Genomic DNA, 16,840 nt, shown 5'->3' with positions numbered 1-16,840 from the left:
TCCCCTTGTGCATTTATCAGGACTATGGTCGTCCGGGCGCCAGCTGGCGAACGATGCCGAACGGCCGACGTCGCGGCTAGTCGGCTGGGCAATGCGCTGGGTTGACGCCCTGCGGCAGCGGATCTTCGTCGCTCGCTTCCGGCCGGCGGAGAACTATGAGGAGCCGCAGTCAGAGATGTCGGCTTTCCTGCGGTCTTGCCGCCGGATTTTCTGGGCGCTCGCGGCCTTCAGCGGGATGAGCAATCTCCTCATGCTCACCGGCTCCTTCTTCATGCTGCAAGTCTATGATCGGGTGCTGCCCGGGCGCAGCATACCGACGCTGATCGCCTTGATGGTCCTGGCCGCGGTCCTCTACCTGTTTCAGGGTGGGCTCGACTTCGTCAGAAGCAGGATCAGCGCGCGGGTCGGCCGCTATTTCGATGAAAGGCTCGGCATTCGCATATTCGACGCGCTCGTTCGTCTGCCTTTGAAGACCAGGGCCGATGGCGACGGCTTGCAGCCGGTGCGGGATCTTGATCAGGTCCGCAGCTTTCTATCGAGCGGGGGGCCGACGGCGCTCTTCGATCTACCGTGGATGCCGATCTATCTCGGCGTTTGCTTCCTCTTTCACTTCTGGATTGGCGTCACTGCGCTGGCTGGCGCGTTGGTGTTGATCGGCATTACCGTGCTTACAGAAACCCGGACGCGGGGGCCGGCCAAGGCGTCCTCCCGTCTTGCAGTGTCGCGAACGGCACTCGCGCTCGAGGGCCGACGAAATGCCGAGGTTCTGCAGGCCATGGGCATGCGGCAGCAGGCGGCGTTGCGGTGGCGCGATGTCAACGCGAAGTACCTCGCGGCTCATGAGAGGGCCAGCGATGTAGCAAACGGCCTCGGAGGCGCCTCCAAGATCTTCCGGGCAATCCTGCAGTCGCTGGTTCTTGCCGTTGGCGCAGTCCTTGTCATCAACCAGGAATCGACGGCCGGCATCATCATCGCCGGATCGATCCTCAGTGCGCGGGCCTTGGCGCCCGTCGAACTCGCCATTGCGAACTGGAAAGGGTTCGTCGCTGCGCGGCAGTCGGGACAACGACTCGATGCTTTGCTGAAGCTTCTCCCCAGCGAGGAAGAACGGCTGGCATTGCCTCCTCCTGTTGAAGCTCTCACCGTCGAGCATCTCTTTATCGGCGCCCCGAACTCGGAGCGGCCCACCGTCAACGACGTGTCGTTCCAATTGCGGCGCGGGCAGGCAGTTGGAATCATTGGGCCGAGCGGGTCCGGCAAATCGACGCTGGCACGTGCGCTGGTTGGGGTGTGGCCGGGCATTCGAGGCCGGATACGGCTGGACAACGCCGCACTCGATCAGTGGTCCTCTGACGCCCTCGGCAAGCACATCGGATACCTGCCTCAGGACGTGGAATTGTTCGACGGCAGCGTTGCGATGAACATTGCGCGGTTCGATCCGCAGGCGACGGCCGCCGCTGTTCTGGAGGCCGCACATGCCGCGGGCGCGCACGATCTTATCCTCTCGTTTCCGGATGGCTACGGCACGAAAATCGGCGAGGGAGGATTGGCGCTGTCGGCGGGGCAGCGGCAGCGCATCGGGCTCGCACGTGCCTTCTACGGAAAACCGTTCCTTGTCGTGCTCGATGAGCCGTCTTCCAATCTCGATGCTGAGGGGGAGGAGGCACTAACCGAGGCGATCCTGAACGTGCGCCGCCGCGGCGGGATTGTCGTCGTTGTTGCCCATCGTCCGAAGGCGCTTGAAGCCGTCGATCATGTCTTGTGCCTCGGGGAAGGCAGAGTTCAGTCCTTCGGCAAGAGAGAGGAAGTCCTGAAGAAAGTATTGCGAAGTCCCGTGCCACTCAAGGTGGTAGCGGAAGCTCAAGGAGGCAACCGATGAACGGCCAGGTGGCGCCGGCGATGCAGTCCATCCAGCGTTACATGATCGTGGGTATGATCATGTTCGGTCTGGTGACATTTGGGATCGGCGGTTGGGCGACAACGAGCCAGTTGTCGGGCGCGGTGATCGCCCAGGGCGTGGTCGTGGTGGACTCGAGCGTCAAGAAAGTTCAGCACGCCACGGGCGGGATCGTGGGCGAGTTGCGCGTGCGCCAGGGCGATCGGGTCAATGCAGGCGACGTTTTGATCCGCCTCGACGAGACTCAGACGCTCGCCAATGCGACCATCGTCACCAACAGCATCGATGAGCTGCTCGCGCGTCAGGCTCGTCTCGAGGCCGAGCGCGATGGTGCCGAGCAAGTGGTGTTTCCCAGGGTGCTGCTCGACCGAGCCAAGGAGAGCAACTCCGAGGCGAGCCGTGCAATCACTGCGGAGCGGAAGCTGTTCGACCTTCGTCGTCAGGCAAGGAGCGGCCAAAAAGCGCAGTTGCAAGAGAAAAGCGCGCAGCTGGAGAACGAAATCAAGGGCTATACGGGGCAGACCGAGGCCAAGCAGAAGGAAGTCGAATTCATCCGCCAGGAGCTGGAGGGCGTGCGCAGCCTCTGGCAGAAGAATCTGGTGCCGATCACCCGGCTTAATTCCCTCGAGCGCGACTCTGCGCGCATCGAAGGCGAGCGCAGCCAATTGGCCGGCATGATTGCGCAATCGAAAGGCAAGATCTCCGAAATCGGCCTCCAGATCATTCAGATCGACCAGGACCTGCGGACAGAAGTCGGCAAGGACCTGATCGAAACGCGCTCTAAACTCTCCGAACTGGGCGAGCGCAAGACTGCGGCGGTCGATCAATTGCATAGGATCGATATCAGGGCGCCACAGACCGGCCGCGTCCACGAGCTTAGCGTCCACACGGTCGGCGGGGTCATCTCACCCGGCGAGCAGATCATGCTGATCGTGCCTGACGCGGACTCGCTTGCCGTCGAGGTCAAGATTGCACCGCGCGACATCGACCAGGTCTATGTGGGGCAGACCGCGACAATGCGTTTCGCAGCGTTTAACCAGAAGACCACTCCGGAGATTGACGGAGAGGTCAGCATGGTCTCGGCAGATATCACGCAGGATCAGCGCGCGGGCACGAGTTACTACACGGGCCGCATCCTGCTGAAGCCGGAGGAGCTGGCGAAGCTCGGCTCGGCCAAGCTGCTGCCAGGAATGCCGGTCGAGGTCTTCATCAAGACGGCTGGCCGGACCGCGCTGTCTTACCTGCTCAAGCCGCTGCACGATCAGGCGGAGCGTGCATTCAAGGAGCGCTGAGTCTCGGTGCAAACTGTGAGCAGCGCTTGACGAAACGCGCGGGCTGGCGCCCTACACCTGGGCGTCAGCGTTGCTGCGCCCAACCCCGCAGTAGATCGCGCGCCCGTCGACCGATCGGCCGCAGTGAGTGTCTGTCGCGCCGTGCTGGGATTACGGGGCGTTCAAGCGACCGTCCGCTCAGCACGTCCATCCGCTTGGCGCGCAGGGTCATCGCGACGACGAAGCCGAGGATTGAAGCTTCAGCTCCCACAATGACGAGCAGCTCAATTGGCATATGAAGTCAGTCCTGCCTGCGAGGGCTTATTTGCGATTTGAGCATGATGGGTAATTAAATCAATAAAATAATCTGCGGCCGGACTATCTGTCCGTCTCGCTCTGGGTGGCCACGCCGGTTGCCTCAGATCGCGCTTCGCGGTGCCTGCAGGAAAAGGGCCAATCTCGCCCGGTTTTCTCGATCCATTCTCGCTTCCGGCTTGCGGGCGTCGCCGGCGCAGCCGTCCATCGCTTTTTTAATGCGATAATTAATATTGTTTTAATCGCGCAGATTAAATATAATTATATAAATTAAATAATGAGCGGTGATCTGGGCCGATCGGCGGCGTGGTGCCGAGGTCCGCGTCGATGGCATTCGCAGGAGGATCGGCAGATGCAACGAGCCTCAGGCTGGGTCATCGCGGCAGCCGTCGTGATCGTCTTCGGGGGCGTTCAATGGGCCGGTGCGGCATTGCTGGCTGCTCCAAGGGTCCCCCAAGCGGACCCTGCGCACATCGAGCTGGGGCGTCCGGCTCTTCCGCCCCTCACTTACACCGTGTTTTGCCTGCGCCATGAGGCCGAATGCCGCCCGCGGCGCTTCTTCCGCGGCGGGCCGATCCGGTTGACTGAGAAGCGATGGGCGGAATTGTGGGAGATCAATCGCGCAGTCAATCTGGCGATAGAGCCGGCCCGCAACGAGCTCGGTCTTGCGGGCGAGGCGTGGATCATCAACCCCGCTCGTGGCGATTGCAACGATTACGCTGTGAGCAAGCGCCACGAGCTGCTTCGGCGCGGCTGGCCGGCGCGCGTCCTGCTATTGAGCGAAGTCGTTGTCAGTTCCGGTGAACATCATCTGGTGCTGCTCGTACGTACCAGAAGCGGCGATCTCGTCCTCGACAATCTCACGCCACAGGTCAAGCCCTGGTCGCGCACGCCCTACCGCTGGGTTCGCGTGCAAAGCCCGGGCCGTGACGGGCTATGGCTCACGATTGGACGAGAAGGGGTGTGAGGCACTGGCGCGAAAGCCCTGAGCCTTCCTTGGCCAAGCGGTTGCGTCTACTCGTGAGAGCATTTGAGCTGCTCGAGCGAAGCGAGCCTGTCTTCAAGCGCGACGATCCGGCGAAGAAGATCAAGGCGCGACAGCCCGAGGGTAGCCCGTGTCGATCCGATGACAGAAGCGGCAGTACATGGTTGCTCGGAGTTGGGAGGAAGGACGTTGAAAATGCGCAGGACGCTGTCGCCGGTCAGCACGTCCACCCAGCCTTCGGAAGCTGACCGTCCTACGATCCGGCCTGGTACGCGGCCGATATAGCAGGGGGCATCAGGCCGCGGCGACGCGCTGGTGATGATGAGCCTCTGCCCGTCAAGGTGGGTGAAGGCACCGGGAAATGGCGGTGTTAAGCCACGGATCAGCCGATCGATGGTGTCGGTAGGCTGATGCCAGTCGATCTCTCCATCTTCCGGAACACGGGCGCAGCCATAGGAGGCATTGTCGGTCTCTTGAGAAGTGCCTTGGTAGCCGGTGATTGCTCGTACGACGACCTCGCCGAGCTCACGTTCCTGAACCGCGTTGAGGCGCTCGTAGAGCGAGGTGACCGTGTCATTCGCGCCGATCGGAATGGCCTGCTGAAACAGCAGATTGCCGCCATCAAGCTCTGGGATGACGAGATGGATGCTGATCCCGGCGGTCGTCTCGCCGTTGATGACTGCCCAATTGACGTTGGCGCGGCCGCGATAATGCGGCAGAAGCGAATAGTGCACGTTGACGAAGCGACACAATGCGAGAATCTGCGGCGGGATGATCCGATCGAACGAAGAGATCACAACGGCCGCCGGGCGCAGCTCTGCGATCACCTTCTGAAGCTGGTTCAAGTCCTGCATCGCCGCGACCGGGATGCCGCGGTTGTTGGCAAATGATCTCAACGCGCTCGCGTCGGGCTGGTCCGGTCTCCGGAAGATCTGGAGCACGCGGCAGCGCGCAGCCAACGAGCGAAGCGCCGCGAAGCCCGTCGGTCCGTCCGCAAGGAGTACGACATCGGGCTGCAGGCGCTCCGTCATGTCACCTCCGGCCATGGTACGAGCTGGGCGAAACCATCCTCTGTGACGGCACCACCTCGGCGGACCCACTCGGCCGCACGCAAGCCGCCGGTCTGCAATCGTATGATCGGCTCGGGGCCAATCTCCGACAGCAGAATGCCCATATGGCCCTGTCCGACCGATTGTGTGGGCCAGACCGCAAGACCATTGGCGGCCAGCACGGCTCGATCGATGTCGCCCCAGAACTGCACCACAACGGCGCCGTCGGGCGCGCATGCGGCCAGATGCGCAGCCTCCGCTTGGCCGACGCGCGGCGCCTCCGTTGGCTGCAAGGCGACAACGAAGGCGTCCCATGCGCCAGGATGGACTGCCGCAACGCTGTCGAAGGTCTTGACGTTCGCCCCCAGGCTTGCCAGCCCGGTGTGCAGCGGGGCAAGGAAGTCATTGTCGCAGAGCAGGCCGATGCTGTTGCCGAGGACCGCCAGCCCGCAATCGTGTAACTGCTTCACGGCGAGTGGGCCAAGGAATGAGAAGACGTCGATGGCGGGGTGTCGCTCGTTGACGCCGACCACCGGGATTTTGCGCCGTGCGCAGGCTTCGATATCCAGGTCCTCGCGACGAAACTCCCAGGCCTCGAACATCAAGGCAATCACGGTGTCGTCGCGCAGTTGGTCGATCAGCGCAGCTGTGAGGGGACGGAGGTGGCCACTGTTGGTCACGATGTCGGCGCTGTGAAGCACCTCGGGACTGACCTTTTCCAGAATCTCGATGCGGTCAACGACGCCTAAGGGGGCTGCGATCTCGAAAGTCGCCCGTTTGGCATCGGTCACAGTCCCATGACGGCCAGGTTTCGCGAACGCGTAGACGTGCTTGGCTCCGGCCATTGCAGCCAGGACGGGGGTGACTGCATACGCGCCAGTCGCAGCTTCGGTCAGCACGGTCAGTCCCGATAGGTCCAGTCCGGTCTCAGCGAGGGCGCGCTTCATCAGCATTCGTAGCCGAACAGGCGAGAAGCCTGGCCTGCAAAGAACTCTCGTATCCGCATCGCCAGATCGCAATTGCGCGACTGAGGTACCGGTCACGGTCATTGGTGGGTCCCGCTGTTGCCGCTGGAAGAACGCCGGCTTCATCGTGTTCTCGACCGGTGCGCTCTGGATACCCAATCGCGCGCCGCTCGGAGCACGTTGTAGAGCGGGTCGGGTATGAGCGCGCGCAAATGATCCTGCCAGCTCATTCGCTCGAGCCATTGATCCTCGCCGGGTCGCGCCGCCCAATACCGCACGCGGCGTTCACCCGATGCGGCGATGCGGCGCGTCGTCGTGTAGTAATAGGATGCGACGGAAAGGCGCATTCGACCAGGCGGGCAAGAGACCGGATCCGGAAGGCCGTGGAGAGTGGCACCGTGCGTCTCCCAGAGGACCATGGTGTTGAACCGCGGGAAGATGCGGCATCCGAGCGCTGACATGTCCGCAGGCCACAATTCGAGGTTGCCGCCGTAAGCTTCGGGCCAATCCCGATTGAGATAGATGAGTAGATTGACCCGGTGGAACAGCCCGGTCGTCGGGTGAACCTCGAAATCGCGGTGAATCTTCGTAAAGCCTCCTGGGGGCGTTCGATGAACTCCCGCAAATTTGTGCGTTGGATCGGAATGAAGATCGCGCACGCCAGTGACTTCCGAAATGAATTCTCGGAAGTGGGCGCTATCCACCAGGCTCAGCAGATGTTGGGTGGCCGGCCCCAATCCATCCGATACCTCCTGCTTCACCAGGCGATCGGTGGTCGTGGTAATCAGACGGGCTTCTTGGACGGCGGCGCATTCGGCCGCGACCATGTCCAATAGTTTCTCGGGAAAGGCGTCATTGACGACAATGTGCGGCCAAGGCTTTGCGGCTGCGTATTCGGCGCGCAGGGAGCTGGCTCGAGCAAAGAGGCCGCTCAACGAGTGAAGCTGGAAATCAACATACAATTCCGCAGACTCCGGCTGCAGTGTTTGGAGCTAGGCCCCCAAGTCCGTCAGCAAATTAAATAATATCATTATCGGGTGTGAATTAAATGTCAAAATAAAGCGACGAGCTTGCGCTTGAACGATGCACAGATATTTCAATCTGTCTCCAGAGGGCCTCCAGCCGATGCAAATCGTGATCGTCAGGCGCGAAATTAAAATTCACGCGATTAGCTTATTTAATTTGAAGGGACGGTAATTTTGGTCTACCGTCAGGATTGGGCTGGATTGTAGCAGGACGAGTCGATGACCCAACTTGATACGGAAGGCGATGATCGTCGTGAATTCTTGAAGGCCTGCGGAAAATTCGCCGCTGTTACCCCTCCGACAGTGACGCTGTTGCTCTCCACCTCTCTGACCTCGACCGCGATAGCCAGTTCAGGGGGCAATATTGTGCGTGGCAACAATGGCTTCGGCAATGGCGGCGGTGACGGCAGTCCTAACGGAAAACAGGACCGCGACCGGTAAATTCTGCGGTCCAATGCGCCGCCGCGGCCGCGCTGAGGCTCAGCCGGTCCGGCGGCGTCTTTGTGCGGATGAGCGGTTGATCAGGAGATCGTTCAGCTTCTTGCCGGCGCGCAGCTGCGCTTTCAGCCAGCGGGGCTGTTTGCCGCGACCGGACCAGGTTTCGGAGGGGTTCTTCGGATTCTGGTATTTCGGCAGCACCGGGGGGTAGGGGCGGCGCTGACGTTCCCCGTTCGGGGGCGAAACGGCGGTCCCCTCAATCTTGCGCAGCCGCGCTTCGAGCTTGGCCTTTTCCGCGGTCATCCTTCGACTGAGAATAGTCGTGACCCCATCGTAAAGCCGCCACAGCTCGGCTGTGGTCAAGTTGGCCCAGTCACCCTTCTCCATGGAAGCCGTCCCCAGCTACTTCCGAATCGAAACAGGCGGGGGGATTATCAGGTCATACAGGGTTGGGCAAGCGCGATCCGGGCGCGCGGCGGCGCTCGTGTGCAGCGCAGTATTCGGTGCTAGCGGTTGAGACTGTGTCCCCGACCGCGCGGTCGCTTCCCGAGCGCCCTCCGTCCGGCGGGCCGTCGCTTGGGCTCAACCAATCGCTGCTCTGCTTTCAACACGCGACTACGTAAGTTCTGCAATTCGGTGAATTGAACGATGAGGGCCTTATGGGTTTGACGCAAAACTGTCGAAGAATACATGTGACCACCTACTCATTGCCAACGACGCCCCGTGCCGATCAGTGAAATTGCTGAAGTAACGAAATTCAGCTTCAAGCGCGGTACTCGGACTTCATCGGTACTGTACGGGCTGCGAAGAACGCAGCCTTGTTCTGTCCTTGATTACCTGTCGTTGCTATTGATGAATAGTAATACTTTTCTCACCCTCCTCTTTCCGAGCGGGGCTTCACGAACGGCCTCGCTTCAGTGAAGCTTTGTCGAATGTTAGATTTGAATCGCGAATATCCATATATATCGTTCGTAATATCCGGCTCTAACCAAGTGAGTTGGATGTTGACCATAATAGTAAGGCCCTCGGACAGTCGGCTGACGACATTCTTGGAGTGAATGGTCAGATCGAGGCTATCAAAAATTGTAGATGAAATGGCCCTATTCCCGAGGAATTCGCCGTTTCGAGTTTTGCGTTGAGCACCGCATTCTTACGGTGCTGCACGCATTCTCTGGGCGAGTTACGGTAGCGGGGCCATCGAGCGTTGCCGCCAGGTGCTGTCTCAGACCTAGGATCCTGCGACGTTATGGACGGAGCTGATTGGGTTATACTCGCGCGTCTCAAAAGGAGGGTCGGATTAAACGGCTGCAAGCGGGGTTGTTTAGCAACAGGCAAGGGAAGCATGCGCCGTATCAGAATTGTCATCGCTGATCGACACCCGATCGTCTTGCAAGGGATTAGGAGCGTTCTTGCGGCGCAGCGTGATTTTGCGGTCGTTGCTTCTTGCAGCGATGCCGCAAGCTGTATCGAGGCAATTCGATTTCTTGCGCCGGACGTCGCGCTTGTCGATGCTGCACTGCCCGACTTCAGTCGACAGCAGATCCTCGCCCATGCAAACGATGTCGACCCACGTGCTCCGGTAATCTTCTTCACTGGGATTAGGGGCGATAGTGAGTTGCAAAGGCTGGCCTCGGACGGCGCCTGCATCGTCCTGTCGAAGGATTCGGATATGGAGGTGCTGGTCGCAACCCTGCGGAAAGCTGCCCAGAGCCAAACATCGGTCTCGCCGAGGAGCGGGCACGTCAGCGACGACCCCCGCGCCGGTGTGAAGCCGCTGACACAATTAACCGACCGGGAGCGGCAGATCATGCGGCTCGTATCGGAGGGGTTATCGAACAAGGAGATTGGGCGTCGGTTGAAGCTTGCCGACGGTACGATCAAGGTCCACCTTCATCATATCTTCCAGAAGCTGGATATCAGCAATCGTACGATTCTCGCGGCAATGGCAATTTCGCGAAGCGAGCTGCATGCAGCGCCGGGTGAGCTGGATTCCCTTGATCTGTCGCGTCAGGATCCGGCCAGCGCGAATTGACGGGCACGTCTGGCGCCTTCGGGGCGGCGGTTTATCGTGGTGCCAGGTGCTCGATCATGTCGCGGCAGGCCCCCTCGGCTTCGGTCAATGTTCGAAAGGGCGAGCCGCCGATCTTGATTGCGGCTTGGTTGTTGTGGAGCGGACGCCAGCTCGCCAGGTAGCCGGAGCGCCCGTGAAAGCCCGGACCTCCCGGGCTTCCGAAACTGATGACGAACGAGAAGCCGTGGCTGCTCGCACTCCAGATCTCCAGGTCCCGGACGGATCGATAGAATTGCAGTGGCATTGCAATGGTCCATTGTCGCCGAGCCCGCGCTCGGTTGGTTAATCTGAAATTAACTGAATTAAATACAGGAGCGCAACTCAAAAATTGCGCGTCGGCAAGGTCGGCCGAGAAAATCGGGGGAGATGGGGGGAATTGGCGGCGTTCTGACCGGGGCGCGCACGTTAAGCAACACGTTAAGCAGCCTCCCGCGACAAAGAAAAATTCTTGGTTGAAAATATATTTAATATATATAATGTAAATAGAGGGTTTGAAATGGAGGAGAGCGTCGTGACCCGAGACGGCAACGAAGACGACGATCGGCGGGCGTTTTTGAAAACCTGCGGAAGATTTGCAGCCGTGACGCCCCCCGTCATGACACTCCTTCTGTCCACCTCCCTGACCTCAAAAGCCATTGCAGCTTCGGGCGGCCTGCACGGGACAAGGCAAAGCGACAGCGGCCAGTCATTCTTCGACAATGATCGATCGTCCGTGGCAGGGCCAGGGGGCTCCAGCGGCGGATCATCCGGGGGTGGGGGAGCGCCTGGCGGTCGCCCTGCTGGATCTTCTCGTGCCCGAGCGACATCCGGAGGCGGATCCGGCGGTAGTGGTGGGTCCGGTGCTGGCGCCGGCAGCGGCAAGGGGCCCTTCGCGACCGGCGGCTCTGGAATTCCAAGCGCAGATGGTGGGCTCGATTGCGCAGAAGAGAACGAGGAAAAGCGCAAGGCCGATTGCCCCGGAGCTAATACTCGGATTACCACCGCAACCGATTCCAGCCGGTAGAAGCCTCTCAGCTGGGCGTGGGCCTGTGGGCCGCTATTCGGCTGGCCTTTGCTCCGGTGCGCTAAACGCTGGCCGAAAGCATATCTAAACAGCCGAGCGGCCTCCGTGCAGCGCCGCAGCTCGTTTGCGCACGCAACTTGCCAAATGTTGGTGCGCTTGTTTTGGAATTGCATAGTTTTCCCGACTCTCGAAAGTGGGCGAGGGCTCCCTAAGACCTCGATCAGGAGGCGCGTCATGAATAGCCACCTTCAAGCCGGTGATCCCGGAGCTCTGCTTCGAGAGCGTCTCGAAGCGCTCGTCTCCCAACTCGCGGAACTTGAGGAGCTCAGAGAGCGGGTAGGTCGAGAGGAGAATCGTCAGCGCGAGCCGCGCAAGGCGGCCAAGTCCCGTAGCCCGGCTCGGACCGAGAGCGGTCGTTGTGGCTTCGCAGAGGCAAAGCTTGCTCCTGCGCTGTTTGGTCCCAATAGGCCCGGTTGTTGTAACGAGCGCCGCGAGGCGATTGAATGAGCAAGCGGGCTTTATGAGCTTGTCCCGGCTCGTCGGCTGGCAGGCAAGTGGGAGGCGCCTCGCGGTGGCGCCCCGCTAACTAGCCCGATCGCGCCGTGAGAAACGATCCGATCGATTTCGCGGCTCATGACTTTGTAGCACTCGCATGCCAACGCTTCGAGCCGCGGCCGATCAATCTCGAGCTCGCCGCGCCGATTGGATTTCAGCGCCCTTGACGCGCGCATTGTGCTCACGACATGTGTGACTGTGGTGCGGCGGACGCCCAGCAATTCCGACAGCGTTTCCTGCGTCAGCGGAAGAAGATCGCCTCCATTCGCTCGATCGTGAATGTGAAGCAGCCAGCGCGCCAAGCGAGCTTCGACAGAATGCAGTGCATTGCAGGCCGCCACGTGCTGAAGGTGCGTTAACAACGATCTCGTGGAGACCTGCACCATGGATGTGATTGGAGGACTGCGATGTTGCGCCGCCAGAAAATGCACCGGCGAGATCTGTAGCGCGAACCCTGACAGGCGAACGATCGCCGTTGCAGGCGAGTGGCGTGCGCCAAGCGCTGACGTCAGACCCACAGCCCCCTCATGGCCGATTATCGCCGTGGCAACTGTCTGCCCGTTCGGCAGCTCCAAGATAGCGGCGATCGCGCCGCTCAAGGGAAAAAGAAGATGTTCGATCCGATCGCCCGATCGGACCAGGACGGAATCGCGTTCAATCTTGACTTTCCGCAGATGAGGCGCAAGCAAAGCAAAATCTGCTGGCGGCAACGCTGCTAACAACCGATTGCCTACTCTGGTTGTGTGGTCCATCATGGGATCGGCCCCGACGGATGCCCCGGCTCTAGAACACATGCCGGTTTGTCGAGCTGCTCTGCTGAGTGCCAGCTCAACAGCAAGCCAACCGGCCAACACACATATGGTTCCCCAAATGGTGAGCATGCGCAGGCCGACAACCGCACGCTGCGGCGGAGATCCAATGCCTCCGGCTCCAGCTGGCGCTCGGCAGTACCACCGCGGGCATCAAGCAGACGAGCAGCGCTGAATCGCGACGTCCGTCTTGCAGGTTAGATCGCACCTTCGTGTGGGCGGGATCTAAAGGCGGTTGTGACGCGTAGCAGACGTGACACTCTTGCACTGCAAGGCCAGCACGTGACCTACTGCGGGCTTGGATCACGCCGTGGGTTTGGTGTGAGGGATTGTAGCTGATTCCTTAATCCTCCCGGCCGCGTCAAACGCGATAAGCGCCCTCATGACACCATTGCTAGTGACATATGAGATAATGGTGCCGTCGTGCGACGGACCAAGATCGTCCAACTTGCCTGCCGGATATTCTCGGAGGTGATCGAGCCAATAGGCACGAAGTGCCTCGCGGCTGGTAATGGTTTTCACGCCTCCGCAGCCGCAGTGAACCACGGCATCTTCGGCATACATTTCCAAGATCGCTTCGATATCACCCGCGCGGTAGGCATCGAGCCAGTCAATCGCAGCAGCAAGCGGATCAAATGACATATTTATTCCCTATATGCCGTAAAAATTTGCTATTTTAGGTTGTATTTAAATATCGCAAAGCCTCTTCCCCCGCTCGATTAATTGTATTTTAATAATCCCGCCTGGCCTCGGCCATATGCCGAAGTACATAGATGGTCGGGCCGAGGCAGTGTCCATGTTAGACGTGTCTGTGAAGCAGGGGCGAATCCGACTTCTGATCGTAGATCGACAACCGATCGTTCTACACGGGCTGAAGTCGGTACTCGGGGCGCAGCAGGACTTCGACGTTGTCGCATCTTGCAGCGATGGGACAAGCTGCCTCGAAGCAATCCGGAATTTGACACCTGACGTCGCGCTTGTTGCTGACAATCTGCCGGATCTGACGGTACCCGAGATCCTCGCGATTGCGAAAGCTGAGAATCTCTCAACGCGCTTGGTGTTGTTTACCGAGTCCGAAGCAGGCCACGATCTAGCCGCAGCTATTGCTGCTGGCGCTTGCAGCGTAGTTTCGAAGCATGCCTCCTCCGACGCTATGCTGCGATTACTGCGACTGATGACAACGTGCAGTGTGTCTTCCGAGCAATCCGATCTCTTGCCAACCGGCGAGGGAGCTGACGGCGGCGGCAAAGTTGAAACGATGCTGGAGCTATTGACGCACCGGGAACGTCAAATTGTACGTCTAGTCTCAGAGGGAAAGTCGAACAAGGAGATCGCGCGCCAGCTAAACGTATCCCCGGGGACAGTCAAAGTACATTTGTACAACATATTTCAGAAGCTCGAGATCACCAACAGAACTGTGCTCGCTACCCTCGCGTTGTTGCAGCGCCCGTCCGGCTTCGGCACGCTTGCGCTGGCCTTTCTGGTGTCCGCAATTGCAGACGAACTCAAGGCGGCGGAAGCGAACGACGTCTATCTGGATGACGACAGCATCGGCCCCGCGGGCGAGCACGCTGAATATGAGCCCTGGAAAAAAGCGATCCTTCGGCAACTCATTGTCTGGGAATCCGCCGAGACGTCCCGGCTCATCCAGAGAGACTTCTTTGCCAAGGTGAGCCAGGTCACGAACCCGGCGGTGGCAACGGAAGCGCTTGGCACGGCTGAACAATCCGCGGGCTCGAAACCGGGGAAGGATTGCGGTTCTGTTGGATCGAGCTCACCTAATCTCGCCACGCCTTTCTTGCTTGGAATGAATGACAGACGGATTGGAGGCGACCTGCTCCCGGAGCATCTGCTCCCTCGGTTTACTTCCAATCCAACGTTGATTCACGCAGGGTATGGCACTTTCGCGACTCTGACCGGTGCGTTGATCTACACGCTGAATGACCCGCATCTGGCCGTGCAGTCGCATGACCCGGGCAAAGCGCCGATCGACAGCTTCGTGGTAGTCACCGCCGAGAATGCGGCCACAAAGCTGGCAGCGATCACCGATGCAGATACCAATCATAGAGACGGCTCGCTCCCGGCTTTCGCTCCGCACGATTTGCGCGTGCCCGACGCGCTTGTGATTACGGGAAGCGAACGCGTCGCTGGAGAAGGCGCTTCGAGCCAAATCAGTCATGGCGCCGCGGATGACAGCCGGCAAGAACTTCATGGCTGGGACTCTGGTCACGATGCCCGTGTCGGCGGAGAAGGCCGCGATCAGCTGATGCGCGGCAACGTTGGCGAAAATGTTGTTTATCGCTCCGCGACCGATTCCAATTCCAAGTCCTCCCACTCTGGCTTCGAGTTCGCATCGGGATCGAGCAGGATCAATCTTGCGGCTTTCGGAGCGCTTGCCTGGCTCCATATGACAGCAGCGAGCAAGTCTATACCGCCGCATACCCTCGCCTGGATCTATAATCCCGCAACCAACGAAACGATCGTCTACGTGAATCCGACCGATCGGATTCTTGATGTCGGGGACCGGGGTCTGCTGGAGATCCATCTGCAGGGGATTGTCTCTCTTGCGGAGTCGGACTTTGTCGGCCAGCCGGAAGGCGTGGCCATCGCGATCACCTTGGAGCAGCTCGAAGGAGCGCTGACATCGGCGACCGCAACCGAAGCTGTTCTGAATGCGGACATTACCCGTACAGTTATCGGGACGAGCGAGAGCGCACTCGCTGAAGTTTGGAACATTCTGGCCGACGACGGCTTGACGTTCGAATTCGGGCAGGCCCGGACCGGCTCAGTGGGGGCGACGAGGTTCAGAACCTTCATCAGCCATTCGGCAGGTACAGCGGATGAGAGCGATGATGGATCCGGTGGATCGGCTCATGTGTCACCGATAGTGCTTGCTCATAGCGCGACGGTCACCGCAGTTGAAAATCTCACATCGAAGAATGAGCCGATCAATGAGGGTTCTGGCTCTAGCCTCGCAGCAGGCGGTAACTCACAGAACGCTTCGGAGCCAGGGTCTGCAAAGGCGGCAGCGGAGTTGGCTGAAGCCGGCTTCATACCGGGAAATGGTGTCGGCAATGACAATGAGCATCATCCCCCCGCTTCGGATGCTTCGCGCGGATCAGCGAAGATGGCCGAGGCAGAGGGCGTAGAACACGGCAATTCGGGGCACTCAACCTCTGCAAACGCGCCGGAAGGAGCCAAGCCTGGTGAACCAGGCGTCGCAAAGGCCAGTGTCGCGGGCGGCGGTAACTCACAGAACGCTTCGGAGGCAGGGTCTGCGAAGGCGGCAGCGGAGTTGGCTGAAGCCGGCTTCATACCGGGAAATGGGGTCGGCAGTCACGACGAACACCATCCTCCCCCTTCGGATGCTTCACGCGGATCAGCGAAGACGGCCGAGGCAGAGGGCATACAACAGGGCAATTCGGGGCACTCAACCGCTGCAAACGCACCGGAAGCGGCCGAGCCTGCCGAGCCAGGCCTCCGTGGCGTGAGCGGCGGTAGCTCACCGCACGCTTCGGAGCCAAGGTCTGCAAAGGCGGCAGCGGAGCCGACTGGACCTAGCTTCATATCGGGAGATGGCGCCGGCAATGACAACGAGCATCATCCCCCGAGTTCGGGCGCTTCGCGAGGGACAGCGAAGACGGTAGAAGCAGATGGCGCGGAACAGGGCAATTCGGGGCACCCGACCTCCGCAAACGCGCCTGAAGCGGCTGAGATCGGCGACCCCAGCATCGCAACGGCCGGTAGCGTAGGCCGCGGTGACTCACGGGACGTTTCAGAGCCAGGGGGCCCAAAGGCGGCAGCAACAGAGTTGACTGGAGCTGGCTTCGAACCGCGCAATGGCGTCGAGCATCACGCTCGGATTTTGGATGGTGCGGCAGCGTTAACCGCGCAAGAATCGACCGTCGTGGAGCACGGCAATTCCGGGCACGATTCACACTGGTCTGAAGATGCGCCGGAGGCAGCTGAGCCGGTCGAACCTGGCGTCGCAAAGGGCAGTAACTTCGGAAACGGATCGCCGGCTGCGCAATCTGCTGCAACGGCGTCAGAAACCGCACAGCCGGCTAAAATTGCCTTCGAGACTGGCCGCGCGGAACTGGCGTTTCGCTTCGATGGCTATGCGACTCCTCCCACATTCGGCGCGGCAGTTGAGCCTAATGACCCGCTCGGTCTGCACGTTTCGCTCGGTCAGGAAGAGGCTCTCCACATCATCGGCAAATTGATCCCTAATGCACTGGACGAACACGCGATCGCCCCCGTTCATAACGTTCCGCATCACGCTATTGTACCCGCGCCCCATGACGTGCTGATTTGAAGCGTTTGCGAGGGCAGCCAGGGGTTCGGCCTGTAGATCAGCTATGGCATCCATCCAGTCCTTTGAACGGTCATTTGGCAACAACGAGGTTTTCGTCCTGCCGACGACGCCGATCCAAGCGCCGCTTCTCTCGTCGGTCGAG

The 16,840-nt window shown here is 60.2% G+C and carries 13 protein-coding genes; 6 read left to right on the top strand and 7 right to left on the bottom strand.

The annotated features are described in order from the left end of the window. Positions 1–91 precede the first annotated feature (91 nt). From IVA79_RS16580 to IVA79_RS16570, 3 genes are all read left to right on the top strand, one after another. Positions 92–1,879 carry a type I secretion system permease/ATPase gene (locus IVA79_RS16580; RefSeq protein WP_247554470.1) on the top strand — a complete coding sequence of 596 codons (1,788 nt, stop codon included), beginning with the start codon at positions 92–94 and terminating at the stop codon, positions 1,877–1,879. Then, entirely contained in the window at positions 1,876–3,189 is a 1,314-nt protein-coding gene (locus IVA79_RS16575) for an HlyD family type I secretion periplasmic adaptor subunit (protein WP_247554468.1), read from the top strand. Before IVA79_RS16580 ends, IVA79_RS16575 begins: the two co-directional genes overlap by 4 nt. A gap of 646 nt (positions 3,190–3,835) precedes the next feature. After that, entirely contained in the window at positions 3,836–4,450 is a 615-nt protein-coding gene (locus IVA79_RS16570; protein ID WP_247554755.1) for a transglutaminase-like cysteine peptidase, read from the top strand. Positions 4,451–4,497: 47 nt separating this feature from the next. Here the strand turns inward: IVA79_RS16570 and IVA79_RS16565 are convergent, their stop codons facing one another. The 3 genes from IVA79_RS16565 to IVA79_RS16555 form a co-directional block, all read right to left on the bottom strand. Next, entirely contained in the window at positions 4,498–5,499 is a 1,002-nt protein-coding gene (locus IVA79_RS16565; protein WP_247554466.1) for a methionyl-tRNA formyltransferase, read from the bottom strand. Continuing rightward, the gene (locus IVA79_RS16560) at positions 5,496–6,464 is read right to left on the bottom strand and encodes a hypothetical protein (RefSeq protein WP_247554464.1); all 969 of its coding nucleotides are present in this window, start codon (positions 6,462–6,464) and stop codon (positions 5,496–5,498) included. Before IVA79_RS16560 ends, IVA79_RS16565 begins: the two co-directional genes overlap by 4 nt. 140 nt (positions 6,465–6,604) lie before the next feature. Beyond that, complete coding sequence (locus IVA79_RS16555; protein ID WP_247554461.1) at positions 6,605–7,444, bottom strand: 2OG-Fe(II) oxygenase; 840 nt, start codon at positions 7,442–7,444, stop codon at positions 6,605–6,607. Between the two features lie 282 nt (positions 7,445–7,726). Here IVA79_RS16555 and IVA79_RS16550 point away from each other — a divergent pair, with 282 nt between their 5' ends. Next, positions 7,727–7,948: a hypothetical protein gene (locus tag IVA79_RS16550; RefSeq protein WP_247554459.1), complete on the top strand. Its 222-nt coding sequence runs from the start codon at positions 7,727–7,729 to the stop codon at positions 7,946–7,948. A gap of 39 nt (positions 7,949–7,987) precedes the next feature. Here the strand turns inward: IVA79_RS16550 and IVA79_RS16545 are convergent, their stop codons facing one another. After that, entirely contained in the window at positions 7,988–8,332 is a 345-nt protein-coding gene (locus IVA79_RS16545) for an H-NS histone family protein (protein ID WP_247554458.1), read from the bottom strand. A 955-nt stretch (positions 8,333–9,287) separates the two neighbouring features. Here IVA79_RS16545 and IVA79_RS16540 point away from each other — a divergent pair. Then, on the top strand, positions 9,288–9,977 hold the full coding sequence (locus tag IVA79_RS16540) for a response regulator transcription factor (protein WP_247554455.1): 690 nt from the start codon (positions 9,288–9,290) through the stop codon (positions 9,975–9,977). 31 nt (positions 9,978–10,008) lie between these two features. Here IVA79_RS16540 and IVA79_RS16535 read toward each other — a convergent pair whose 3' ends face one another. The 3 genes from IVA79_RS16535 to IVA79_RS16525 all read right to left on the bottom strand — a co-directional run bounded on the left by IVA79_RS16535 (position 10,009) and on the right by IVA79_RS16525 (position 13,025). Beyond that, positions 10,009–10,260, bottom strand: coding sequence for a hypothetical protein (locus IVA79_RS16535; protein ID WP_247554453.1), 252 nt, complete (start codon positions 10,258–10,260; stop codon positions 10,009–10,011). Positions 10,261–11,537: 1,277 nt separating this feature from the next. Beyond that, the gene (locus IVA79_RS16530; protein WP_247554450.1) at positions 11,538–12,329 is read right to left on the bottom strand and encodes a Crp/Fnr family transcriptional regulator; all 792 of its coding nucleotides are present in this window, start codon (positions 12,327–12,329) and stop codon (positions 11,538–11,540) included. Between the two features lie 357 nt (positions 12,330–12,686). Continuing rightward, positions 12,687–13,025: a nuclear transport factor 2 family protein gene (locus IVA79_RS16525; RefSeq protein WP_247554448.1), complete on the bottom strand. Its 339-nt coding sequence runs from the start codon at positions 13,023–13,025 to the stop codon at positions 12,687–12,689. A 115-nt stretch (positions 13,026–13,140) separates the two neighbouring features. Here IVA79_RS16525 and IVA79_RS16520 point away from each other — a divergent pair, with 115 nt between their 5' ends. Continuing rightward, positions 13,141–16,698: a LuxR C-terminal-related transcriptional regulator gene (locus tag IVA79_RS16520; protein WP_346658179.1), complete on the top strand. Its 3,558-nt coding sequence runs from the start codon at positions 13,141–13,143 to the stop codon at positions 16,696–16,698. Positions 16,699–16,840: the final 142 nt, after the last annotated feature.

This window comes from Bradyrhizobium sp. 138 (assembly GCF_023074075.1).
GTDB lineage: Bacteria > Pseudomonadota > Alphaproteobacteria > Rhizobiales > Xanthobacteraceae > Bradyrhizobium.
Note: the sequence above shows the minus strand (reverse complement) of the source record. Positions and strands in the feature narration are given on the sequence as shown.